The sequence below is a fragment of the Pseudomonas sp. NPDC087639 genome (assembly GCF_044743385.1).
Lineage (GTDB): Bacteria > Pseudomonadota > Gammaproteobacteria > Pseudomonadales > Pseudomonadaceae > Aquipseudomonas.
The window spans coordinates 21,889-43,526 of record NZ_JBIUWI010000051.1 but is presented as its reverse complement, the minus strand read 5'-3'; the positions used below and the strand labels follow the sequence as shown (position 1 = coordinate 43,526).

Sequence of the window (21,638 nt, the reverse complement as noted above, 5' to 3'; positions counted from 1 at the left end):
TGTTACGCGCGCCGAAAATGTACTTACCCATTTTCGGGTTCCAGTAACGGGTTTGGTGACCGAAGTGCACACCGGCCTTCAGCATATCGCGCATATTGACTTGGGACATGATAGTTCCTTAATAAGTCGGGTTTGGCCTCCACGTATCCCAATGACCAACCAGTGGCTTAAAGCCAAAAGCACCCAGGTCATCGTGTCGACACGTGTGTGGATTTAAGCTTTTCGGGGTATCCCCGGAAAGCGGCGCATTTTATACCACAGGGTGCGCAGAAACGGAACCCGAAATCTTTAATCACACCAAGGACATGGGCGCAGCCCCCTTGGAATCGACTCGGCGCGCACCATTGTATAGAGAGAAGCGATGCAGGCAGGCGCGGATTTGCTCCTTTCGTCTGTTAGAATCGCGTTTTTCAGGGTCGCAAAACGAACACCTGCCGCCCTATCCGTATCAGCAAGCGCCGCCGAGCGCAGAGAGAGCCTGTATGACCGTCAACCTCAAAACCCCCGAGGACATCGCTGGCATGCGTGTCGCCGGCAAACTGGCCGCCGATGTGCTGGAAATGATTGCCGAACATGTAAAACCAGGCGTCACCACCGATCAACTGAACCAGATCTGCCACGACTATATCGTCAACGAGCAGCAGGCCATCCCTGCCCCGCTCAACTACAAGGGCTACCCGAAGTCGATCTGCACCTCGATCAACCACGTGGTCTGCCACGGCATCCCGAACGACAAACCGCTGAAAAACGGCGACACCCTGAACATTGACGTCACCGTTATCAAGGACGGTTACCACGGCGATACCAGCCGCATGTTCCATGTCGGCGAAGTGCCGGTCTGGGCCGAGCGCCTGTCGCAGATCACTCAGGAATGCATGTACAAGGCGATCGAGATCGTCAAACCTGGCTGCCGTCTGGGCGACATCGGTGAAGTCATCCAGAAGCACGCAGAAAAGAACGGCTTCTCGGTGGTTCGCGAGTTCTGCGGCCACGGCATCGGCAAGGTGTTCCACGAAGAGCCGCAGATCCTGCACTACGGCCGCGCTGGCACCGGCATGGAACTGAAGGCCGGCATGACCTTCACCATCGAGCCGATGATCAACCAGGGCAAGGCCGACACCAAAGTACTGGGCGACGGCTGGACCGCGATCACCAAGGACCGCAAGCTCTCGGCCCAGTGGGAACACACTTTGCTGGTCACCGATACCGGCTACGAGATCTTCACCTTGCGCGCCGACGACACCATTCCCCGCGTCTCGGCCTGATCCCAAAAACGCTCCCAGCCTATAGAAGGAAAGCCAATCGATGCCGCAGGTGGATCCCGAACTCTTCGACCGCGGCCAGTTCCAGGCTGAACTGGCCCTGAAAGCGAGCCCCATCGCGGCGTTCAAGAAGGCGATCCGCCAGGCCCGCGAAGTGCTCGATGCGCGCTTTCGCAGCGGCCGCGATATACGCCGGCTGATCGAAGACCGCGCCTGGTTCGTCGACAACATCCTGCAAAAGGCCTGGGAGCAGTTCAACTGGAGCGAAGACGCCGACATCGCGCTGGTCGCGGTCGGCGGTTATGGCCGTGGTGAATTGCACCCCTACTCCGACATCGATTTGCTGATCCTGCTGGACAGTGCCGATCACGAAGTTTTCCGCGATTCCATCGAGCGTTTTCTCACCTTGCTGTGGGATATAGGCCTGGAAGTCGGTCAGAGCGTTCGTTCGGTGGATGAGTGCGCCCAAGAGGCGCGCGCCGATCTGACCGTCGTCACCAATCTCATGGAAAGCCGCACCATCTGCGGCCCCGAGCGTTTGCGCCAACGCATGCTCGAAGTCACCAGCACTGCCCACATGTGGCCGGCCAAGGAGTTCTTCCTGGCCAAACGCGCCGAGCAGAAGGCTCGCCACCACAAGTACAACGACACCGAATACAACCTGGAGCCCAACGTCAAAGGCTCGCCCGGCGGGCTACGGGATATTCAGACGATTCTGTGGGTTGCCCGTCGTCAATACGGCACCCTGAACCTGCGCGCCCTTGCCGGCGAAGGCTTTTTGGTCGAGAGCGAAAACGCCCTGCTCGCTTCCTCCCAGGAATTCCTCTGGAAAGTGCGCTACGCCCTGCACATGCTCGCCGGCCGCTCCGAAGACCGCTTGTTGTTCGATCATCAACGCACCATTGCCGGGCTACTCGGTTTTGAAGGCGACGACGCCAAGCAGGCTGTCGAAAACTTCATGCAGCAGTACTTTCGCGTGGTGATGAGCATCGCCCAGCTCAGCGACCTGATCATCCAGCATTTCGAGGAAGTCATCCTCGCCCCGGAAGACGAAGCGCCGCCCCATCCGATCAACTCGCGCTTCCAGTTGCACGACGGCTATATCGAAGCACGCAACGACAACGTGTTCCGCCGCACGCCGTTTGCCATGCTCGAGATTTTCGTGCTGATGGCTCAGCAACCGGAAATCAAAGGCGTACGCGCCGATACCATTCGTCTGCTGCGCGAGCACCGGCACCTGATCGACGACAACTTCCGCAACGACATCCGCAATACCAGCCTGTTTATCGAGCTGTTCAAGTGCAAGATCGGCATCCACCGCAACCTGCGCCGAATGAACCGTTACGGCATTCTCGGGCGCTATCTGCCGGAGTTCGGCTTTATCGTCGGGCAGATGCAACACGACCTGTTCCACATCTATACGGTCGACGCGCACACCCTGAACCTGATCAAGCACCTGCGTAAGTTGCAGTACACCCAGGTGTCGGAAAAATTCCCGCTGGCCAGCAAGCTTATGGGCAAGTTGCCCAAACCCGAGCTGATCTACCTCGCCGGCCTGTACCACGACATTGGCAAGGGCCGGCATGGCGATCACTCGGAGATCGGCGCGGTCGATGCCGAGGCGTTCTGCCAGCGCCATCAGTTGCCGGTGTGGGACAGCCGCCTGATCGTCTGGCTGGTGCAAAACCATCTGGTGATGTCGACCACCGCCCAGCGCAAGGACTTGTCCGACCCGCAGGTAATCCACGATTTTGCCCAGGCGGTCGGCGATGAAACCCGCCTCGACTACCTGTACGTGCTGACTGTGGCCGACATCAACGCGACGAACCCGACGCTGTGGAATTCCTGGCGCGCCAGCCTCTTGCGCCAGCTCTACACCGAGACCAAACGCGCCTTGCGCCGCGGCCTGGAAAACCCGGTGGATCGCGAAGAGCAGATCCGCCAGACCCAAAGTGCAGCGCTGGACATTCTTGTGCGCGGCGGCACCGATCCAGACGACGTCGAGCAGTTGTGGGGGCAGTTGGGCGATGACTACTTCCTGCGTCACACAGCCGGCGATGTAGCCTGGCACAGCGACGCCATACTCCAGCAGCCAGCCGATGGCGGGCCGTTGGTGTTGATCAAGGAAACCACCCAGCGTGAATTCGAGGGCGGTACGCAGATCTTCATTTATGCACCGGATCAGCACGACTTCTTCGCTGTGACTGTGGCGGCAATGGATCAGCTCAACTTGAACATTCACGATGCTCGGGTCATCACGTCCAGCAGCCAGTTCACCCTCGATACCTACATCGTGCTCGACAACGACGGTGAATCCATCGGCGACAACCCGGCACGGATCAAGCAGATCCGCGAGGGCCTGACCGAAGCCCTGCGCAACCCCGACGACTACCCGACGATCATTCAGCGCCGGGTGCCGCGCCAGCTCAAGCATTTTGCCTTTGCGCCACAAGTGACGATTCATAACGACGCCCAGCGTCCGGTGACGGTTCTGGAACTGACCGCACCCGACCGTCCAGGCCTGTTGGCGCGGATCGGCGGAATTTTCCTGGAGTTCGACCTGTCGCTGCAGAACGCCAAGATTGCGACCCTGGGCGAACGGGTGGAGGACGTGTTCTTCATCACCGACGCGCACAACCAGCCGCTGTCCGATCCCCTGCTGTGCAGCCGTTTGCAGGATGCGATCGTCGAGCAACTGAGCGTCAATCAGGAACCCGATATCAAGCTTTCGCGCATCAGTATCTGACTGCGCGCCCGGATTAACCTGCTTTGCAATGAGACCCCGTACAAATGAACAACGCTCTGAACCAGCTCCAGCCCTACCCGTTCGAAAAGCTCCGCGCCCTGCTTGGCACGGTCACACCGAACCCTGACAAGCGCCCGATCGCCCTGTCGATCGGTGAGCCGAAACACCGTTCGCCAGGTTTTGTCGCCGAGGCGCTGGCAAACAATCTGGATCAGATGGCGGTGTACCCGACGACCCTCGGTATTCCAGCCCTGCGTGAAGCCATTGCTGGCTGGTGTGAACGCCGCTTCGGCGTCCCGAGCGGCTGGATCGACCCGGCCCGCAACGTGCTGCCGGTCAACGGTACGCGCGAAGCGTTATTCGCGTTCACCCAGACCGTGGTCAACCGTGGGGACGATGCGCTGGTGGTCAGCCCGAACCCGTTCTATCAGATCTACGAAGGGGCCGCGTTCCTCGCGGGGGCCAAGCCGCATTACCTGCCGTGCCTGGATGAAAACGGCTTCAACCCTGACTTCGATGCAGTTTCGCCAGATATCTGGAAGCGCTGCCAGATCCTGTTTCTGTGCTCGCCGGGTAACCCGACCGGCGCGCTGATCCCGGTCGACACCCTGAAAAAACTCATCGCCCTGGCCGACGAATACGACTTCGTCATTGCCGCCGACGAGTGCTACAGCGAGTTGTACTTCGACGAACAGACCCCGCCGCCGGGTCTGCTCACGGCCTGCGTTGAACTGGGCCGCAAGGACTTCAAACGCTGCGTGGTTTTCCACAGTCTGTCCAAGCGCTCCAACCTGCCGGGATTGCGTTCGGGTTTCGTTGCCGGTGATGCAGACATTCTCAAGGGCTTCCTGCTGTATCGCACCTACCACGGCTGCGCGATGCCGGTACAAACCCAGTTGGCCAGCGTCGCCGCGTGGAACGACGAAGTACACGTGCGTGCCAACCGCGCGCTGTATCGCGAGAAGTTCGATGCAGTGCTGGAAATCCTCAGCCCGGTGATGGACGTGCAGCGCCCCGACGGCAGCTTCTACTTGTGGCCGAATGTTGAAGGCGACGACGCAGCTTTCTGCCGCGACCTGTTCGCCGAAGAACACGTCACCGTGGTGCCGGGCTCGTACTTGTCCCGCGACGTTGATGGCGTCAATCCGGGTGCCGGGCGCGTGCGCATGGCGCTGGTCGCGCCGCTGGCCGAATGCGTAGAAGCCGCAGAACGAATTCGCGCGTTCGTTACCCGGAAGTAATACTCACACATACCGTGCCAGGCAATCTGGCACGGTAATCAGACAATAAAGAAACGCCAACTTACAACACCACACTTTACCTTCCGCTGCCAAGAAAATAACTTGATCAGCGCAAAAACAACAACTAAATAAAAACCAGTTGCCTGACCAGCAAACTTAAAACCCAAACAACTAAAATCCATGCCCGGACACGGGACAACTACATACATCAAAAGGAATTGAACATGCTCAACTCGAAACCCTGCCTGAAACTTGAAATAACTGATCCAGTTGCCAGTTTCCGAGCAGCCATCAATGAAAACCCCAAGAATACTTCACACGCCTCCAACTCCGGCCTGTCTCCGCGCGCAACTGCAATCCTGGCAAAGTGCTGGAAGCCTGATCGCCACCTGACCATTTCATTCATGGACCAGCCTCCCGCCGCGCTGAAAGAGGCGATAAAAAGACATATTTGGGAGTGGGCTGACTATGTCAGCCTTACCTTTAGTTTCATCGACAGTAAAGATGGAATAATCAGGATAAAAACCGATACTGCTGAAAATGCCTCTCAAATCGGTACCGACGCACTTACCATAGACGCAAACAAACCGACCATGTTCATCGCCGCGCGGCCCGGAGACTTGGATTTTCGCACAGTTGTATTGCACGAGTTCGGCCATGCCCTGGGCTTACATCATGAACACTTACACCCCGACGCAAACATCCCCTGGGACAAACCCAAAGTCTATAAAGAATACGCAGAGAAATGGGGCATGAATAAAAAAAGCGTGGACCTGAACATCTTTACGCCGATTACCGAGCAAGTCGCCATCACCGACTACGATACAACTTCCATCATGCATTACCCGGTCGAAAAGGAACTCACCGATGGAAAATTCGAAGTGGCGATGAATACAGAAATCAGCAGCAAAGACAAAAAAATCGTCGCGTATTACTACCCAATCGATATCCCCGACGGCGGCTCCTGCGAGACCCCATGAATCAACCGTCAGGAACAGTCGTTCACGATTACTTGACCTGCCCCAGATTGGCTTCGCTCAGGTCCAACTCGCCAAGCACCTCTCTGAGTACGTCATCGCCGATCTGGTGATGGCGGCTGAGGCTGTAGAGTTCCAGACGCTGTGCACGTAGTGCCTTCAGGCGCAAACGGCGTTCCAGCAGATCCATCTGGAACGCCAGCGCCTGGGCTTCGGCGGAATCGTTGAACACGTCGAGTTGATGGCGATACTCGGACATGATCCGTGCTTTCAGTTCCGCTGCCAGTGCCGCTTGTGCGGCGTCTTGCGGTGCGAGTTCTTCGGTCTCCAACGAATGAATCGCGGCCTCGGCAGTTTTGCGCCAGGCATCGCGCACTTCCTGACGGCGCTTTTCGTCGGGGCTCTTCTGAATGCCTCGCAGGAGCAATGGCAACGCGATACACGCCGAAATCAGCGACAGCAGAATCACCCCGGCGGCGATAAAAATCAGCAGATCCCGTTCGGGAAACGCTTCGCTTCCCATCAGCATCGGCACCGACATCACACCCGCCAGCGTCACGGCGCCGCGCACGCCGCCGACGGTCAGCAGCCAGCATGAACGGGCGGTCGGCACCTGCGTCAAATCACCCTTGCCGCGCAAACGTCGCAGGAGCACTGACAAACGCCAGATACTTTGTACCCAGACAAATCGCAGCACCACCAGCGCTAGAAAAATTGCCACCACGTCGAGGCAGCGATACAGCAGTGTCGGCCAGAGTGTCGGCTCATGACTGACAACGGCCTTGATGATGTCCGGCAATTGCAGACCCAGCAGCAGGAAGATCAGACCATTGAAGGCGAACTCCAGCAATGCCCAGACACTGCGATTGAGCAAGCGAGTGCTGGTCTGACGCGGCAGCAGATCGAGCCAGCTCTGCATCATCCCCGCCGCCACGGCAGAGAGAATGCCCGAAGCCCCCAATCGTTCGGCCAGCACATAAGCGGCGAACGGTAGCAGCAACATAAACACCACATGCGTAGCCGGATCGTCCCAGCCGCGGGCAATCATCCACGCGCGCAGGCGCCCCACCAGCCAACTCAACGCCACCCCGACGGCCAACCCTCCAACCGCCACCAGCACAAACGTCAGGCTCGCATTAGCCAGCGAGAACACCCCGGTCACCGCTGCGACCAAGGCGAACTTGAACGTCACCAGACCCGAAGCGTCGTTCATCAGCGCTTCACCTTGCAGCATGTGCATCAGCGGCGTGGGCAAGCGGTTTTGCGAAATGGCCGAGACCGCTACGGCGTCCGTTGGCGACAACACCGCCGCCAATGCGAAAGCCACGGGCAGCGGAATCGTTGGCAGTAACCAGTGAATGAAATACCCGGCGCCCACCACGGTAAACAGCACCAGCCCGACTGCCAGTGTCAGAATCGGCCCACGCAGGTGCCAGAGCTCACGCTTGGGCATGCGCCATCCGTCGGAGAACAACAGCGGTGGCAGGAACAGAAACAGGAAAAGCTCCGGGTCCAGCGCCACGTGCAGACCAAGCGTTGGCCAGGCCAACAGGGCGCCGGCGGCGATTTGTACCAGAGGAAGCGGCAGCGGAATTACCCGTCCGACCAGACGCGAGACGCTGACCAGCATCAGCAGGATCAGGACGGTGTAAGCAGTTTGCATAAAGCGAAAATCTCAGACGATCGACAGCGTTGAACTGCCATATTAGCCGCTTAGGCTGTGCCTGGCCTTTGCACCTATGTCGCAGCCCTCTGAAACTCGGCTCCCACAGGTTTTGCGTATTAGCTGAAGGGTCATGGCATAATCCGACACCATTTTTTTCCAGCACCTGTAAAGGGGGCGATTCCTTGACCGATTCAAGTAAAACGTTGCACCTTTTCGGCATCAAAGCCTGCGACACCATGAAGAAGGCGCGCACCTGGCTCGATGAACACGCTGTCAGCTACGACTTCCATGATTACAAGACTGCCGGCATCGACCGTGAGCACCTGACTCAATGGTGTGACGAGCACGGCTGGCAAACGGTGTTGAACCGTGCAGGCACGACCTTTCGCAAACTCGACGACGAACGTAAAGCCGATCTCGACCAGTCGAAAGCCATCGAACTGATGCTCGCTCAACCCTCGATGATCAAGCGCCCGGTGCTCGATCTCGGTGACCGAACCCTGATTGGCTTTAAGCCAGACATCTACGCGGCCGCGATCAAATAAGCAGCCCGTCACTTTTTTGTAGAGGTATTCACATGTCCAATTCCCTGTTCAGCATCGCTTTCGGTGTCGGCACCCAGAACCGCCAAGGCGCGTGGCTGGAAGTGTTCTACGCACAGCCACTGCTCAATCCTTCGGCCGAACTGGTCGCTGCCGTTGCACCGATCCTCGGTTACACCGAAGGCAACCAGGCCATCACTTTCACCACCGCACAGGCTGCGCAACTGGCTGAAGCCGTCAAAGGCATCGACGCCGTTCAAGGCAAGCTGCTGACCCGTCTGGCCGAGAGCCACAAGCCGCTGGTTGCCACGCTGCTGGCTGAAGATGCGCAGCTGACCTCGACACCTGAGGCCTACCTCAAGCTGCACCTGCTGTCCCATCGTTTGGTCAAGCCGCACGGTCTGAGCCTTGCCGGTATCTTCCCGCTGCTGCCGAACGTAGCGTGGACCAGCCAGGGCGCAATCGACCTGAGCGAACTGGCCGAACTGCAACTGGAAGCCCGTCTGCGCGGCGAGCTGCTGGAAGTGTTCTCGGTAGACAAGTTCCCGAAAATGACCGACTACGTGGTACCGGCCGGCGTGCGTATCGCTGATGCTGCGCGTCTGCGTTTGGGCGCCTACGTGGGCGAAGGCACCACCGTGATGCACGAAGGTTTCATCAACTTCAACGCCGGCACCGAAGGCCCGGGCATGATCGAAGGCCGCGTCTCCGCAGGCGTCTTCGTCGGCAAGGGTTCGGATCTGGGCGGCGGTTGCTCGACCATGGGCACCCTGTCGGGCGGCGGCAACATCGTGATCAAGGTCGGCGAAGGCTGCCTGATCGGCGCCAACGCCGGTATCGGCATCCCGTTGGGCGACCGCAACACTGTCGAGTCGGGCCTGTACGTGACCGCCGGCACCAAAGTAGCGCTGCTGGACGAGAACAATAATCTGGTCAAAGTCGTGAAGGCGCGTGAACTGGCCGGTCAGACCGACCTGCTGTTCCGTCGCAATTCGGAAACCGGTGCCGTGGAGTGCAAAACCCACAAATCGGCGATCGAACTCAACGAAGCGCTGCACGCTCACAACTAAGTGCTGTAAGCACCTGGGGGAGCGAGCCTGCTCGCTCCCACAAGGTTTGGCGTAATTCCGCCCCTCTTCACCAGGGCTATGAACCGTGATGATTCCCTCCCCCTGGCGTGCCGATTTCCCGGCCATCGCCGCCCTGCAACGGCAAGACCAGACCTATCTGGACAACGCCGCCACCACGCAAAAACCTCAGGCCTTGCTCGACGCGCTGGCGCATTACTACGCCAACGGCGCGGCCAATGTGCATCGCGCGCAGCACCTTCCCGGTGCCCACGCGACACAGGCGTTCGAAGACAGTCGGCTCAAGGTGGCGCAATGGCTGAATGCCGGTGACAGCGGGCAAATCATCTTTACCCACGGCGCCACCAGTGCGCTGAATCTCCTGGCGTATGGCCTGGAGCACCTCTTCCATCCGGGCGATGAAATTGTCATCAGCGCCCTGGAGCATCACGCCAACCTGCTGCCGTGGCAGCAACTGGCACAACGTCGCGATCTGAAACTGGTTATCCTGCCGCTGGATGACGACGGTGTGATCGACCTTGCTGCCGCCGTACATCTGATCGGCCCGCGCACCCGCTTGCTGGCGGTCAGTCAGTTGTCCAACGTGCTGGGGGCGTGGCAACCGTTGCCGGCGCTGCTGGGCATGGCCAAGGCGCAGAACGCGCTGACTGTGGTCGACGGCGCCCAAGGTGTGGTGCACGGTCGTCATGACGTGCAGGCGTTGGGTTGCGACTTTTATGTGTTTTCCAGCCACAAGCTGTACGGCCCCGATGGCCTCGGTGTTCTGTTCGGGCGCAATAAGGCGCTGGAACAGCTGAAGCCGTGGCAGTTCGGCGGTGAAATGGTGCTGGAAGCCAACTATCACGATTCGCGCTTCCGCCCTGCCCCGCTGGGTTTTGAAGCCGGCACGCCGCCGATTGCCAGCGTGATCGGCCTCGGTGCGACCCTCGATTATCTTGCCGGGCTGGATCAGGAAGCCGTGTCCGCTCATGAAGCGGCGCTGCACGACTATCTGCTGCGCGGCCTCGCTGCCCGCAATGGCATTCGTCTACTGGGCAAGCCGCAACTGGCCCTGGCCAGTTTTGTCGTCGAGGGCGTGCACAACGCCGATCTGGCGCATCTGCTGACCGAGCAAGGCATTGCCGTGCGCGCCGGGCACCACTGCGCCATGCCGTTGCTGAAAAGCTTCGAGCTGGCCGGGGCGATTCGGGTGTCGCTGGCGTTGTACAACGATTCCGAAGATCTGGAGCGTTTTTTCGAAGCGCTGGATCAGGCGCTGGAGTTGTTGCGATGAGCCTGCCGACTGATGCCGCCGAGGCGCTGCAAACCTTTCAGAATGCTGCCGGTTGGGAACAGCGGGCGCGATTGCTGATGCAGTTCGGTGACCGTCTGCCGCCGCTGAGCGACGCGGATAAATGCGATGCCAACCGGGTGCATGGCTGTGAAAGCCAAGTGTGGTTGCTGGGCGAGTTGCAGGACGGCCACTGGCAATTCAGCGCCAGCAGTGATGCGCGGATGATTCGCGGGTTGGTGGCATTGCTGTTGTTGCGGGTCAACGGGTTGTCGGCGACTGAATTGCAGCAGGTGGATTTGCCAGACTGGTTCAGCCAGCTGGGGCTTTCGCGGCAGTTGTCGCCGTCGCGCAGCAATGGCCTCAATGCGGTGCTCCAGCGGATGAATGAGTTGGCGAGTTAATCGCCATCGCTGGCAAGCCAGCTCGCACAAGGTTCTATGGTGTTCACAAATGCAGTGAACCTACCAAATACCTGTGGGCGCTGGCTTGCCAGCGATGAGGCCATCAGCCCCGGCATCAAACCTGAGGTTTGACTCGATCCGCCGGCCGCCGAACCCCAGCCACAATCTTATCCACAGCCTTGGTCGCCGCGACCATGCCGAACGTCGCCGTCACCATCATCACCGCACCAAACCCGCCCGCGCAGTCCAGTTTCACGCCATCACCGACAAAACTCTTCTGCAAACAGATGCTGCCATCCGGTTTCGGGTAGCGAAGTTGTTCCGTGGAAAACACACAGGGCACGCTGTAATGGCGGGTCACGGTGCGCGAGAAACCGTAGTCACGACGCAGCGTGGATCGCACTTTCGAAGCCAACGGGTCGTTGAACGTGCGGTTCAGATCGCAGACCTGAATCAGCGTCGGATCAATCTGCCCGCCCGCACCGCCAGTCGTGATGATCTGGATCTTGCGGCGTTTACACCACGCGATCAGCGCAGCCTTGGCGTTGACGGCGTCGATGCAGTCAATCACACAGTCGATGTTCGGCGTGATGTATTCGGCCATGGTGTCGCGAGTGACGAAATCCGCCACCGCATGGACGGTGCAGTCCGGGTTGATCCCGCGCAGACGCTCGGCCATCACCTCGACCTTGGGTTTGCCGACGGTGCTGTCCAGCGCGTGCAACTGGCGGTTGGCGTTGCTCACGCAGACGTCATCCAGATCGAACAGGGATATTTCGCCGACGCCGCAACGGGCGATGGCTTCCGCCGCCCAGGAACCGACGCCACCGACGCCGACGATCGCCACATGGGCCGCGCGCAAGCGCTCCATGCCTTCGATGCCATACAAACGGGCGATGCCTGCAAACCGCGGATCTTCTGTACTCATGACCATTACCCCAAAAACCGGCGCGCATTATAGGGCTACGCAGCGACAAGTTTTAACCTTCGATCTACAAGTGTAAGAACTTAAGTCAAAGCGGATTGCCCAATGTCAGGCAATTCCCTGTCTGTTGTACGACTTGCGAACTACCGGTGTAGGATGCGCGCCCCATTGGCGTATAGCCTACCGATCATCCGTTCCACAGCCTTTGGAACCCGAAACAGCTATGTCATCGCGTAAATTTGGTCTCAACCTGGTGGTGGTTCTGGCAATCGCCGCCCTGTTCACCGGCTTCTGGGCGCTGATCAATCGCCCGGTCTCCGCGCCCAACTGGCCGGAGCAGATCTCCGGTTTCTCCTACTCGCCGTTCCAGCAGGGCCAATTCCCGCAGAAGGATCAGTACCCTTCCGACGAAGAAATGCGCCGTGACCTGGAGATCATGAGCAAGCTGACGGACAACATCCGCATCTACTCGGTCGATGGCTCGCTGCAAGACATCCCGAAACTGGCGGAAGAATTTGGTTTGCGCGTGACCTTGGGGATCTGGATCAGCCCCGATCAGGAGCGCAACGAGCGGGAAATCACTCGCGCCATCGAACTGGCGAACACCTCGCGCAGCGTGGTTCGCGTGGTAGTCGGCAACGAAGCGATCTTCCGTAAGGAAATCACTGCCGAGCAACTGAGCGTGCTGCTTGATCGCGTACGCGCAGCCGTCAAAGTACCGGTGACCACCTCCGAGCAATGGCACGTCTGGGAAGAACACCCGGAGCTGGCCAAGCACGTCGATCTGATCGCCGCCCACGTTCTGCCGTACTGGGAATTCGTCCCGGTCGACAAGGCCGGCCAGTTCGTTTTCGACCGCGCCCGCGACCTGAAAAAGATGTTCCCGAAAAAACCGCTGCTGCTGTCCGAGGTGGGCTGGCCGAGCAACGGTCGAATGCGCGGCGGCGCCGATGCGTCGCCGGCGGATCAGGCGATCTACCTGCGAACTTTGGTCAACAAGCTCAACCGCCAGGGCTTCAACTACTTCGTGATCGAAGCGTTCGACCAGCCGTGGAAAGCCAGTGACGAAGGTTCGGTTGGCGCGTATTGGGGCGTGTTCAACGCCGCGCGTCAGCAGAAATTCAACTTCGAAGGCCCGGTGGTGGCGATCCCGCAATGGCGTGTGCTGGCGGTCGGCTCGGTGGTACTGGCGCTGTTGTCGCTGACCTTGCTGATGATCGACGGTTCGGCCCTGCGCCAGCGTGGCCGGATCTTCCTGACCTTTATCGCCTTCCTTTGCGGGTCGGTGCTGGTATGGATCGGTTACGACTACAGCCTGCAATACAGCACGTGGTTCAGCCTGACAGTGGGCTTCCTCCTGGCGCTGGGTGCGCTCGGGGTATTTATCGTGTTGCTCACCGAGGCCCATGAACTGGCCGAAGCGGTGTGGATTCACAAACGCCGACGGGAATTCCTGCCCGTGGAGGGCGACTCCAGCTACCGGCCAAAAGTGTCGATCCACGTGCCTTGCTACAACGAGCCGCCGGAAATGGTCAAACAGACCCTCGACGCCCTGGCCGCCCTCGATTACCCGGACTACGAAGTCCTGATCATCGACAACAACACCAAGGACCCGGCGGTGTGGGAACCGGTGCGAGACTACTGCGAAATCCTCGGCCCGCGCTTCAAGTTCTTCCACGTCGCGCCATTGGCAGGTTTCAAGGGCGGCGCGTTGAATTATCTGCTTCCGCACACTGCCAAGGATGCCGAAGTGATCGCGGTGATCGACTCCGATTACTGCGTGCATCCGAACTGGCTCAAGCACATGGTGCCGCACTTCGCCGACCCGAAAATTGCCGTGGTGCAGTCGCCGCAGGATTACCGCGACCAGAACGAAAGCACCTTCAAGAAGCTCTGTTACGCCGAGTACAAAGGCTTCTTCCATATCGGCATGGTCACCCGTAACGACCGCGACGCGATCATCCAGCACGGCACCATGACCATGACCCGTCGTTCGGTTCTGGAAGAATTGGGCTGGGCCGACTGGTGCATCTGTGAAGACGCCGAACTGGGTCTGCGCGTGTTCGAAAAAGGCCTGTCGGCGGCGTATTACCACGACAGTTACGGCAAGGGTCTGATGCCGGATACGTTCATCGACTTCAAGAAGCAGCGTTTCCGCTGGGCTTACGGCGCAATTCAGATCATCAAGCGTCACACCGGCAGCCTGCTGCGCGGCAAGGACACCGAACTGACCCGTGGCCAGCGTTACCACTTCCTCGCGGGCTGGTTGCCGTGGGTGGCGGACGGCATGAACATCTTCTTCACCGTCGGCGCACTGTTGTGGTCGGCGGCGATGATCATCGTGCCGCAACGGGTCGATCCGCCACTGTTGATCTTCGCGATCCCGCCATTGGCGCTGTTCGTGTTCAAGGTCGGCAAGATCATCTTCCTGTATCGCCGCGCGGTGGGCGTGAACCTGAAAGATGCATTCTGCGCGGCACTGGCGGGTCTGGCGTTGTCGCACACCATCGCCAAAGCGGTGTTGTACGGCTTCTTCACCAGCAGCATTCCGTTCTTCCGCACGCCGAAAAACGCCGACAACCATGGCTTCTGGGTGGCGATTTCCGAAGCGCGGGAAGAACTGTTCATCATGCTGCTGTTGTGGGGCGCGGCGCTGGGGATCTACCTGGTGCAGGGTATTCCAAGCAACGACATGCGCTTCTGGGTGGTCATGTTGCTGGTGCAATCATTGCCGTACCTGGCGGCATTGATCATGGCGTTCCTGTCGTCGCTGCCAAAACCTTCGGCGGCACCTGAGCCAGCACCGGCCGTCTAAATCCTCATCGATGCACTAAACGGCGGCCAATGGTCGCCGTTTTGCTTTAAGATAACCGCCATTTTACGCGCCTTGCCCCCAGATTCCGGAGTTCTCCATGACGGCCCACGCCGACCTTTCGCCGACCCTCCAACTCGCCATCGACCTGATCCGCCGTCCGTCCGTGACGCCGGTCGACGCCGATTGCCAGAAGCAGATGATGCAGCGCCTGGGTGATGCCGGTTTCACCCTGGAGCCGATGCGCATCGAGGATGTGGATAACTTCTGGGCCATCCATGGCAACAACGACGGCCCGGTGCTGTGCTTCGCCGGTCACACCGACGTAGTGCCGACCGGCCCGGTGACTGCATGGCAGATCGACCCGTTCAACGCCATCATCGATGAACACGGCATGCTCTGCGGCCGTGGCGCGGCAGACATGAAAGGCAGCCTGGCGTCGATGACTGTCGCCGCCGAGCGCTTCGTCGCCGACTACCCGAACCACAAAGGCAAAGTCGCGTTTCTGATCACCAGTGACGAAGAAGGCCCGGCGCACCACGGCACCAAGGCAGTGGTTGAACGTCTGGTCGCGCGTAACGAGCGTCTGGACTGGTGCATCGTCGGCGAACCGTCGAGCACCACGCTGGTGGGTGACGTGGTCAAAAACGGCCGTCGCGGCTCGCTTGGTGCCAAGCTAACCATCAAGGGTATTCAGGGCCACGTCGCCTACCCGCATCTGGCGAAGAACCCGATCCACCTGGCCGCTCCGGCACTGGCCGAATTGGCCGCCGAGCACTGGGATCACGGCAACGACTTTTTCCCGCCGACCAGTTTCCAGATTTCCAACGTCAACTCCGGCACCGGCGCGACCAACGTGATTCCGGGCGACCTGGTGGCCGTGTTCAACTTCCGTTTCTCCACCGAATCCACCGTTGAAGGCCTGCAGAAACGCGTTGCCGACATCCTCGACAAACATGACCTGGACTGGCACATCGACTGGGCGCTGTCCGGCCTGCCGTTCCTCACCGAGCCAGGCGCTCTGCTCGACGCGGTGTCGGCGAGCATCAAGGACATCACCGGCCGCGAGACCAAGGCGTCTACCAGCGGTGGCACTTCCGATGGCCGCTTCATCGCGACCATGGGCACTCAGGTGGTTGAACTGGGCCCGGTCAATGCGACCATTCACCAGGTCAACGAGCGCGTACTGGCGGCCGATATCGACGTACTGACCGAGATCTACTACCAGACCCTGATCAAGTTGCTTGCCTGATGCTTGCGTGCCCGATCTGCAGTGAGCCGCTGAATGCGGTGGATAACGGCGTGGTCTGCCCCGCCGGGCATCGTTTCGACCGTGCGCGTCAGGGTTACTTGAATCTGTTGCCGGTGCAGCACAAGAACAGCCGCGATCCTGGCGACAATCAGGCAATGGTCGAGGCCCGCCGCGACTTCCTGAACGCTGGGCATTACGCGCCGGTGGCCAAGCGTCTGGCGGAGCTGGCAGCGAGTTACGCGCCGGCGCGCTGGGTCGATATCGGCTGTGGCGAGGGTTACTACACCGCGCAGATCGCCGAGGCCCTGCCGGATGCCGATGGCTACGCGCTGGACATCTCGCGCGAAGCGGTCAAACGCGCCTGCAAACGCAATCCGCAACTGACCTGGTTGATCGCCAGCATGGCCCGCGTGCCGTTGGCGTCGGGCAGTTGCCAGTTCCTGGCCAGTGTTTTCAGTCCATTGGATTGGGAAGAAGCCAAGCGTCTGCTCAGCGTAGGCGGCGGGCTGATGAAAGTCGGCCCGACCAGTGGCCATCTGATGGAGTTGCGCGAACGTCTATACGACGAAGTCCGTGAGTACACCGACGACAAGCACCTGGCCCTGGTGCCGGAAGGCATGGCGCTGGCGCACAGTGAGACGCTTGAGTTCAAACTGACGCTGGACAAGCCCGAGGATCGCGCCAACCTGTTGGCGATGACGCCCCACGGCTGGCGTGCCAGTGCCGAGCGTCGCGCGGCGGTGATCGAACAGGCCGAGCCGTTCGAGACCACCGTGTCGATGCGCTACGATTATTTCGTTCTTCAATAACTTTTGGTCTCGGGCAAATGCCCGGGGCCGGCTAAATCCGCGAATGGATTTTTCAGACCCGCAGTGAGGACATCCATGCGCCAACCGGATATCGAGATTTACCTGAAAGACGCCGACGTCGACCACAAGGCCATTTCGGCCTGGCTGGGCGAAGCGCTGGGCCCCTGCAGCGACTGGGTGCAGAAAGGCCAAACCTACAAGTGCAAGGCAGGCAAAGTCCCGGTGACCTGGCTGCCGAAAGCCGTGGGCAAGTGGAACAGCCTGTACCTGGAAAGCGATGCGACCCCATGGGATGACGACATCGCCTGCGCCCGCGCCGCGTTTGCTGCGCTAAACGTCGAAGTGCGTTGTGCGCCAGGGACGTGGGTCGAGGAAGAAGGCGAGGAAACGGCGGATCGCTGGATGCGCATCAGCGCCGATGGTGAAGAAGAGATCACCTGGAAGACCGCCTGACGCTGATCGTTCCCACGCTCTGCGTGGGAACGATCTTCGGGTGATTACAGGCCTACAACATCCTCAGCCTGCAAACCCTTGTCACCTGTCACCACCGCATACTCGACCTGCTGGCCTTCGGTCAGCGACCGATGCCCTTCGCCGCGAATCGCGCGGTAGTGCACGAACACGTCCACCCCGTCTTCGCGCTGAATGAAGCCGTAGCCCTTGGCGTCGTTGAACCACTTCACGTTGCCGGTTTCACGTGTTGCCATCTGTTCATACTCCTTTTTTATTATTGAACAGGCTTTTCGCAGGAAAGCCTTTGAGGAACGTCAGCCTGCGTCCGACGTCCATAAACGGGCCCCGGCGACAGAGCGCCGAGTATATGACAGGCACGAAAACTCTCAACCGGAGTTTACTTCGCCGCTTTTTTGCCGATTTTCGATGAATCCGTCACACTAGCGCCCACCCGAGCAAACGCTCGGTTTTATCAACTCACGCAGAAGCCGTATGACCCGCTCCCCGTTTCGCCGTCTTGTGTTTGGCACCTTGCGCCGACTGTTGTACCTCTGGGTTCGCTCGGAGACGATCAACCAGTCGTCGTTTACCCTCAACCTCGACCGCAGTCGTCCGGTGTTCTACGTCCTGCAAAACCCATCGCTGACCGATCTGGCCGTGCTCGATACCGAGTGCACCAAGGCCGGTCTGCCGCGCCCGGTGCTGCCGGTGTCGGTGGGTTCGCTGATTGAGCCTGCCGCGTTCTTCTATCTGACACCGGACCCGGACTGGCTCGGCCGTCAGGATAAGCGCGGTGCCCCGCCAACCCTGACCCGTTTGGTCAGCGCCCTCACGCAAAACGCCGCCGAAGACGCGCAGATCATTCCAGTCAGTGTGTTCTGGGGTCAGTCACCGGACAGCGAAAACAGTCCGTGGAAGCTGCTGTTCGCCGACAGCTGGGCGGTCACCGGGCGTTTGCGCCGGCTGCTGAGCATCATGATTCTCGGGCGCAAGACTCGTGTGCAGTTCTCCGCACCGATCCACCTGCGCGAGTTGATCGAACACAACAAGGGCCACGAGCGCACCGTGCGCATGGCCCAGCGGATCCTGCGCGTACACTTCCGCAACCTCAAAGCGGCGGTGATCGGCCCGGACATTTCCCACCGCCGCAACCTGGTTAAAGGCCTGCTCAACCAGCCACTGGTCAAGCAAGCGATCCTCGACGAAGCCGAGCGCGAAAACATCTCCCCGGAAAAAGCCAAGGCCCAGGCCCTGCGCTACGGCAACGAGATCGCCTCGGACTACACCTACACCGCGATCCGCTTCCTTGAAGTGGTGCTGAGCTGGTTCTGGAACAAGATCTACGACGGCATCAAGGTCAACCACATCGAAGGTGTGCAAAAGGTCGCCCAGGGTCACGAAGTGATCTACGTGCCGTGCCACCGCAGCCACATCGACTACCTGCTGCTCTCATACTTGCTGTTCCGCAACGGCCTGACCCCGCCGCACATCGCCGCCGGGATCAACCTCAACATGCCGGTAATCGGCAGCCTGCTGCGCCGTGGCGGTGCGTTCTTCATGCGCCGCACGTTCAAGGGCAATCCGCTGTACACCTCGGTGTTCAACGAATACCTGCACACCCTGTTCACCAAAGGCTTCCCGGTCGAGTACTTCGTCGAGGGCGGCCGCTCGCGTACCGGGCGCATGCTGCAACCGAAAACCGGGATGCTCGCGATCACGATGCGCAGCTTCCTGCGTTCGTCGCGCATGCCCATCGTGTTCGTGCCGGTGTACATCGGTTACGAGCGCGTGCTGGAGGGCCGTACCTACCTCGGCGAACTGCGTGGCGCCAGCAAGAAGAAAGAGTCGATCTTCGACATTTTCAAAGTCATCGGTGCGCTGAAGCAGCGCTTCGGGCAGGTCGCCGTCAACTTCGGCGAGCCGATCAAACTGGCGGAATTCCTCGACGCCGAGCAACCGGACTGGCGCCAGCAGGAACTCGGCCCGCAGTACAAACCGGCGTGGCTCAACGAAACCACCAATCGCCTCGGCGAGAAAGTCGCGCAGCATCTGAACGAAGCGGCGGCGATCAACCCGGTCAATCTGGTGGCGCTGGCGTTGCTGTCGACCACTCGCCTGGCGCTGGACGATCGTGCCATGGCGCGGGTGCTGGACCTGTATCTGGCGCTGCTGCGCAAGGTGCCGTACTCGCCACACACGACATTGCCGGAAGGCGATGGCCGCGCGCTGATCGAGCATGTGAAGGACATGGATCTACTGGCCGAGCAGAACGATGCGCTGGGCAAGATTCTTTATCTGGACGAGCAAAATGCCGTCCTGATGACCTACTACCGTAACAACGTCCTGCACATCTTCGCCCTGCCGGCGCTGTTGGCGAGTTTCTTCCAGAGCACCTCGCGCATGAGCCGCGAACAGATCCTGCGCTACACCCGCGCGTTGTACCCGTACTTGCAGTCGGAGCTGTTCATCCGCTGGAGCCTGGACGAACTCGATGCCGTGGTCGATCAATGGCTGGAAGCCTTCGTCGAACAAGGCCTGCTGCGTTTCGAAAAAGAGGTGTACCTGCGCCCTGCGCCGAGTTCGCGGCATTTCGTGTTGCTGACCCTGCTGTCGAAAAGCATTGCGCAGACCCTGCAACGCTTCTACATGACCGTGTCGCTGCTGCTCAACGCCGGCCAGAACACCGTCAGCGCCGAAGAACTGGAAGACCTCTGCACGGTCATGGCCCAGCGCTTGTCGATCCTGCATGGCCTCAACGCCCCGGAGTTTTTCGACAAGAGCCTGTTCCGCCACTTTATCCAGACCCTGCTCGACCTCGACGTGCTGCGCCGCGACGAAGCCGGCAAGCTGAGCTACCACGAACTGCTCGGCGAACTGGCCGAAGGCGCGGCGAAACGCGTGTTGCCGGCGGAGATTCGTTTGTCGATCCGTCAGGTGGCGCTGCACCGCAGTGAAGATGCGGCCGATCAGGTCGCCACACCGCCCGAAGCTTGATGAACAACCTGTGGGAGTGAGCCTGCTCACTCCCACATTGAAAGGAGATTTCCCATGAAAAAACTGACCATTCTCGCTGCCGCCACACTGCTCAGCGCCTGCCAGTCGACCACACCCGCCGGCAAGGCCAGCCTCGACGGCGAAGTGTTCTACCTGCAACGCATTGCCCTGCCACCGAGCGCCACCTTGAGCGTGAGCCTGCAAGACGTTTCACTGGCCGACGCGCCAGCCGTCGTACTCGACCAACAGAAAGGCCCGGTCAAAGGCCAGGTGCCGCTGCCGTTTCACTTGAGCTACGATCCGGCCCAGGTCAAACCCGGCCACCGCTACTCGGTCAGCGCACGCATCGAAGTCAACGGTGAGTTGATGTTCATCACCACCGAAAACCACGCCGTGCAACTCGACGGCAACGACCCGCAGCCGCTGAAGATCCGCGTCGACGCCGCTCGTTAATTCATTTTCTGGAACAAGGAAGCTGCCATGCTCCGCCCTACCCTTCGCTTCGCCGGCCTGTGCGCGGGCCTGATGATCTCCGCCAGCGCCATGGCCCTGTCGCTCAGCGACCTGTCGCAACAGGACGCCACCGGCGGCCTCAAGGACGCCCTGACCCAAGGCGCGCAAATCGCCGTCAAACAACTCGGCACGCCTGGCGGTTTCAGCAATAACCCGGAGGTAAAAATCGAACTGCCGGGCAAACTCGGCAAAGCCGCCAGCAAGATGAAAGCCTTCGGCATGGGCGCCCAGGTCGAAGAACTGGAAACCGCCATGAACAAGGCTGCGGAAAGCGCCGTGACCCAGGCCCAGCCAATCCTCGTCGACGCGGTGAAGAAAATGAGCGTGGCCGACGCCAAAGGCATCCTCAGCGGCGGAAACGACTCGGCCACCCAATACCTGGACAAATCCAGCCGCGAACAGATCCGCGCCAAGTTCCTGCCGATCGTCAAACAAGCCACCGACAAGGTCGGCGTAGCGCAAAAGTACAACGCCTTCGCCGGCCAGGCCGCGACCTTCGGCGTAGTAGACGCGAAGAGCGCGAACGTCGAGAACTACGTCACCGAGCAAGCGCTCAATGGCCTGTTCGAAATGATCGGCAAACAGGAAGAAACCATCCGCCAGAACCCGGCCGCTGCGGCGACGAGTCTGGCGAAGAAGGTGTTCGGGACCTTGTAATGTTCTGAACAACAAAAAGCCCGCTGA

Annotated in this window: 19 protein-coding genes; 15 read left to right on the top strand and 4 right to left on the bottom strand. The window is 60.0% G+C overall.

Annotated elements, in window-relative coordinates; translation table 11 throughout:
* Window positions 1–109: 30S ribosomal protein S2 (locus tag ACIOVB_RS20040; protein ID WP_401270670.1), on the bottom strand; the 109-nt coding region annotated here is incomplete at its 3' end.
* 373 nt (window positions 110–482) lie between these two features.
* Here ACIOVB_RS20040 and map point away from each other — a divergent pair.
* The 4 genes from map to ACIOVB_RS20020 all read left to right on the top strand — a co-directional run bounded on the left by map (window position 483) and on the right by ACIOVB_RS20020 (window position 6,229).
* Entirely contained in the window at window positions 483–1,265 is a 783-nt protein-coding gene (gene map, locus ACIOVB_RS20035; RefSeq protein ID WP_187679158.1) for a type I methionyl aminopeptidase, read from the top strand.
* A 40-nt stretch (window positions 1,266–1,305) separates the two neighbouring features.
* Entirely contained in the window at window positions 1,306–4,008 is a 2,703-nt protein-coding gene (locus ACIOVB_RS20030) for a [protein-PII] uridylyltransferase (RefSeq protein ID WP_401270666.1), read from the top strand.
* Between the two features lie 44 nt (window positions 4,009–4,052).
* Window positions 4,053–5,249: a succinyldiaminopimelate transaminase gene (dapC, locus tag ACIOVB_RS20025; RefSeq protein ID WP_401270664.1), complete on the top strand. Its 1,197-nt coding sequence runs from the start codon at window positions 4,053–4,055 to the stop codon at window positions 5,247–5,249.
* 224 nt (window positions 5,250–5,473) lie between these two features.
* Complete coding sequence (locus ACIOVB_RS20020) at window positions 5,474–6,229, top strand: M12 family metallopeptidase (RefSeq protein WP_401270662.1); 756 nt, start codon at window positions 5,474–5,476, stop codon at window positions 6,227–6,229.
* A gap of 28 nt (window positions 6,230–6,257) precedes the next feature.
* Here ACIOVB_RS20020 and ACIOVB_RS20015 read toward each other — a convergent pair whose 3' ends face one another.
* Entirely contained in the window at window positions 6,258–7,889 is a 1,632-nt protein-coding gene (locus ACIOVB_RS20015; protein ID WP_401270660.1) for a Na+/H+ antiporter, read from the bottom strand.
* 185 nt (window positions 7,890–8,074) lie between these two features.
* Between ACIOVB_RS20015 and ACIOVB_RS20010 the strand changes: the two genes are divergently transcribed.
* The 4 genes from ACIOVB_RS20010 to ACIOVB_RS19995 all read left to right on the top strand — a co-directional run bounded on the left by ACIOVB_RS20010 (window position 8,075) and on the right by ACIOVB_RS19995 (window position 11,196).
* A complete protein-coding gene (locus ACIOVB_RS20010; protein ID WP_401270657.1) occupies window positions 8,075–8,437 on the top strand; it encodes an ArsC family reductase in 363 nt (120 codons plus the stop codon).
* Between the two features lie 32 nt (window positions 8,438–8,469).
* Window positions 8,470–9,504 carry a 2,3,4,5-tetrahydropyridine-2,6-dicarboxylate N-succinyltransferase gene (gene dapD, locus ACIOVB_RS20005; RefSeq protein WP_187680854.1) on the top strand — a complete coding sequence of 345 codons (1,035 nt, stop codon included), beginning with the start codon at window positions 8,470–8,472 and terminating at the stop codon, window positions 9,502–9,504.
* Between the two features lie 85 nt (window positions 9,505–9,589).
* Entirely contained in the window at window positions 9,590–10,795 is a 1,206-nt protein-coding gene (locus tag ACIOVB_RS20000) for an aminotransferase class V-fold PLP-dependent enzyme (protein WP_401270655.1), read from the top strand.
* Window positions 10,792–11,196: a SufE family protein gene (locus ACIOVB_RS19995; protein ID WP_187680856.1), complete on the top strand. Its 405-nt coding sequence runs from the start codon at window positions 10,792–10,794 to the stop codon at window positions 11,194–11,196. The genes ACIOVB_RS20000 and ACIOVB_RS19995 overlap by 4 nt, the downstream gene beginning before the upstream one ends.
* A gap of 115 nt (window positions 11,197–11,311) precedes the next feature.
* Here ACIOVB_RS19995 and tcdA read toward each other — a convergent pair whose 3' ends face one another.
* Window positions 11,312–12,130 carry a tRNA cyclic N6-threonylcarbamoyladenosine(37) synthase TcdA gene (gene tcdA, locus ACIOVB_RS19990; RefSeq protein ID WP_187680857.1) on the bottom strand — a complete coding sequence of 273 codons (819 nt, stop codon included), beginning with the start codon at window positions 12,128–12,130 and terminating at the stop codon, window positions 11,312–11,314.
* 214 nt (window positions 12,131–12,344) lie between these two features.
* Here tcdA and ACIOVB_RS19985 point away from each other — a divergent pair, with 214 nt between their 5' ends.
* The 4 genes from ACIOVB_RS19985 to ACIOVB_RS19970 all read left to right on the top strand — a co-directional run bounded on the left by ACIOVB_RS19985 (window position 12,345) and on the right by ACIOVB_RS19970 (window position 17,447).
* Window positions 12,345–14,936, top strand: coding sequence for a glycosyltransferase (locus ACIOVB_RS19985; RefSeq protein WP_401270650.1), 2,592 nt, complete (start codon window positions 12,345–12,347; stop codon window positions 14,934–14,936).
* 97 nt (window positions 14,937–15,033) lie between these two features.
* Window positions 15,034–16,185: a succinyl-diaminopimelate desuccinylase gene (dapE, locus tag ACIOVB_RS19980; protein WP_401270647.1), complete on the top strand. Its 1,152-nt coding sequence runs from the start codon at window positions 15,034–15,036 to the stop codon at window positions 16,183–16,185.
* Window positions 16,185–16,994 (top strand): putative RNA methyltransferase, encoded by an 810-nt coding sequence (locus tag ACIOVB_RS19975; RefSeq protein WP_100847319.1) that lies wholly within the window; start codon window positions 16,185–16,187, stop codon window positions 16,992–16,994. The genes dapE and ACIOVB_RS19975 overlap by 1 nt, the downstream gene beginning before the upstream one ends.
* Window positions 16,995–17,069: 75 nt before the next feature.
* Window positions 17,070–17,447: a hypothetical protein gene (locus ACIOVB_RS19970; RefSeq protein ID WP_401270644.1), complete on the top strand. Its 378-nt coding sequence runs from the start codon at window positions 17,070–17,072 to the stop codon at window positions 17,445–17,447.
* Window positions 17,448–17,491: 44 nt separating this feature from the next.
* On the opposite strand, the gene ACIOVB_RS19965 is transcribed toward ACIOVB_RS19970, so the two are convergent.
* Window positions 17,492–17,701, bottom strand: coding sequence for a cold-shock protein (locus ACIOVB_RS19965; protein ID WP_095189383.1), 210 nt, complete (start codon window positions 17,699–17,701; stop codon window positions 17,492–17,494).
* Between the two features lie 238 nt (window positions 17,702–17,939).
* Here ACIOVB_RS19965 and plsB point away from each other — a divergent pair, with 238 nt between their 5' ends.
* The 3 genes from plsB to ACIOVB_RS19950 are packed head-to-tail and all read left to right on the top strand — an operon-like array spanning window position 17,940 to window position 21,611.
* Window positions 17,940–20,441 (top strand): glycerol-3-phosphate 1-O-acyltransferase PlsB, encoded by a 2,502-nt coding sequence (gene plsB, locus ACIOVB_RS19960; RefSeq protein WP_401270641.1) that lies wholly within the window; start codon window positions 17,940–17,942, stop codon window positions 20,439–20,441.
* Between the two features lie 54 nt (window positions 20,442–20,495).
* Window positions 20,496–20,894, top strand: a complete 399-nt coding sequence (locus ACIOVB_RS19955; RefSeq protein WP_401270638.1) for a YbaY family lipoprotein — start codon at window positions 20,496–20,498, stop codon at window positions 20,892–20,894.
* A 27-nt stretch (window positions 20,895–20,921) separates the two neighbouring features.
* Complete coding sequence (locus ACIOVB_RS19950; protein ID WP_401270635.1) at window positions 20,922–21,611, top strand: DUF4197 domain-containing protein; 690 nt, start codon at window positions 20,922–20,924, stop codon at window positions 21,609–21,611.
* Window positions 21,612–21,638 lie beyond the last annotated feature (27 nt).

What these genes read in the sequence shown, in the direction of transcription:
- ACIOVB_RS19995 (WP_187680856.1), top strand. Translation starts at nt 10,792, where the DNA reads ATGAGCCTGCCGACTGATGCCGCCGAGGCGCTGCAAACCTTTCAGAAT.
- ACIOVB_RS19975 (WP_100847319.1), top strand. Translation starts at nt 16,185, where the DNA reads ATGCTTGCGTGCCCGATCTGCAGTGAGCCGCTGAATGCGGTGGATAAC.
- dapD (WP_187680854.1), top strand. Translation starts at nt 8,470, where the DNA reads ATGTCCAATTCCCTGTTCAGCATCGCTTTCGGTGTCGGCACCCAGAAC.
- plsB (WP_401270641.1), top strand. Translation starts at nt 17,940, where the DNA reads ATGACCCGCTCCCCGTTTCGCCGTCTTGTGTTTGGCACCTTGCGCCGA.
- dapE (WP_401270647.1), top strand. Translation starts at nt 15,034, where the DNA reads ATGACGGCCCACGCCGACCTTTCGCCGACCCTCCAACTCGCCATCGAC.
- map (WP_187679158.1), top strand. Translation starts at nt 483, where the DNA reads ATGACCGTCAACCTCAAAACCCCCGAGGACATCGCTGGCATGCGTGTC.
- ACIOVB_RS19955 (WP_401270638.1), top strand. Translation starts at nt 20,496, where the DNA reads ATGAAAAAACTGACCATTCTCGCTGCCGCCACACTGCTCAGCGCCTGC.
- ACIOVB_RS20015 (WP_401270660.1), bottom strand. Translation starts at nt 7,889, where the DNA reads ATGCAAACTGCTTACACCGTCCTGATCCTGCTGATGCTGGTCAGCGTC.
- ACIOVB_RS19970 (WP_401270644.1), top strand. Translation starts at nt 17,070, where the DNA reads ATGCGCCAACCGGATATCGAGATTTACCTGAAAGACGCCGACGTCGAC.
- ACIOVB_RS20020 (WP_401270662.1), top strand. Translation starts at nt 5,474, where the DNA reads ATGCTCAACTCGAAACCCTGCCTGAAACTTGAAATAACTGATCCAGTT.
- ACIOVB_RS19985 (WP_401270650.1), top strand. Translation starts at nt 12,345, where the DNA reads ATGTCATCGCGTAAATTTGGTCTCAACCTGGTGGTGGTTCTGGCAATC.
- tcdA (WP_187680857.1), bottom strand. Translation starts at nt 12,130, where the DNA reads ATGGTCATGAGTACAGAAGATCCGCGGTTTGCAGGCATCGCCCGTTTG.
- ACIOVB_RS20030 (WP_401270666.1), top strand. Translation starts at nt 1,306, where the DNA reads ATGCCGCAGGTGGATCCCGAACTCTTCGACCGCGGCCAGTTCCAGGCT.
- ACIOVB_RS19965 (WP_095189383.1), bottom strand. Translation starts at nt 17,701, where the DNA reads ATGGCAACACGTGAAACCGGCAACGTGAAGTGGTTCAACGACGCCAAG.
- dapC (WP_401270664.1), top strand. Translation starts at nt 4,053, where the DNA reads ATGAACAACGCTCTGAACCAGCTCCAGCCCTACCCGTTCGAAAAGCTC.
- ACIOVB_RS19950 (WP_401270635.1), top strand. Translation starts at nt 20,922, where the DNA reads ATGCTCCGCCCTACCCTTCGCTTCGCCGGCCTGTGCGCGGGCCTGATG.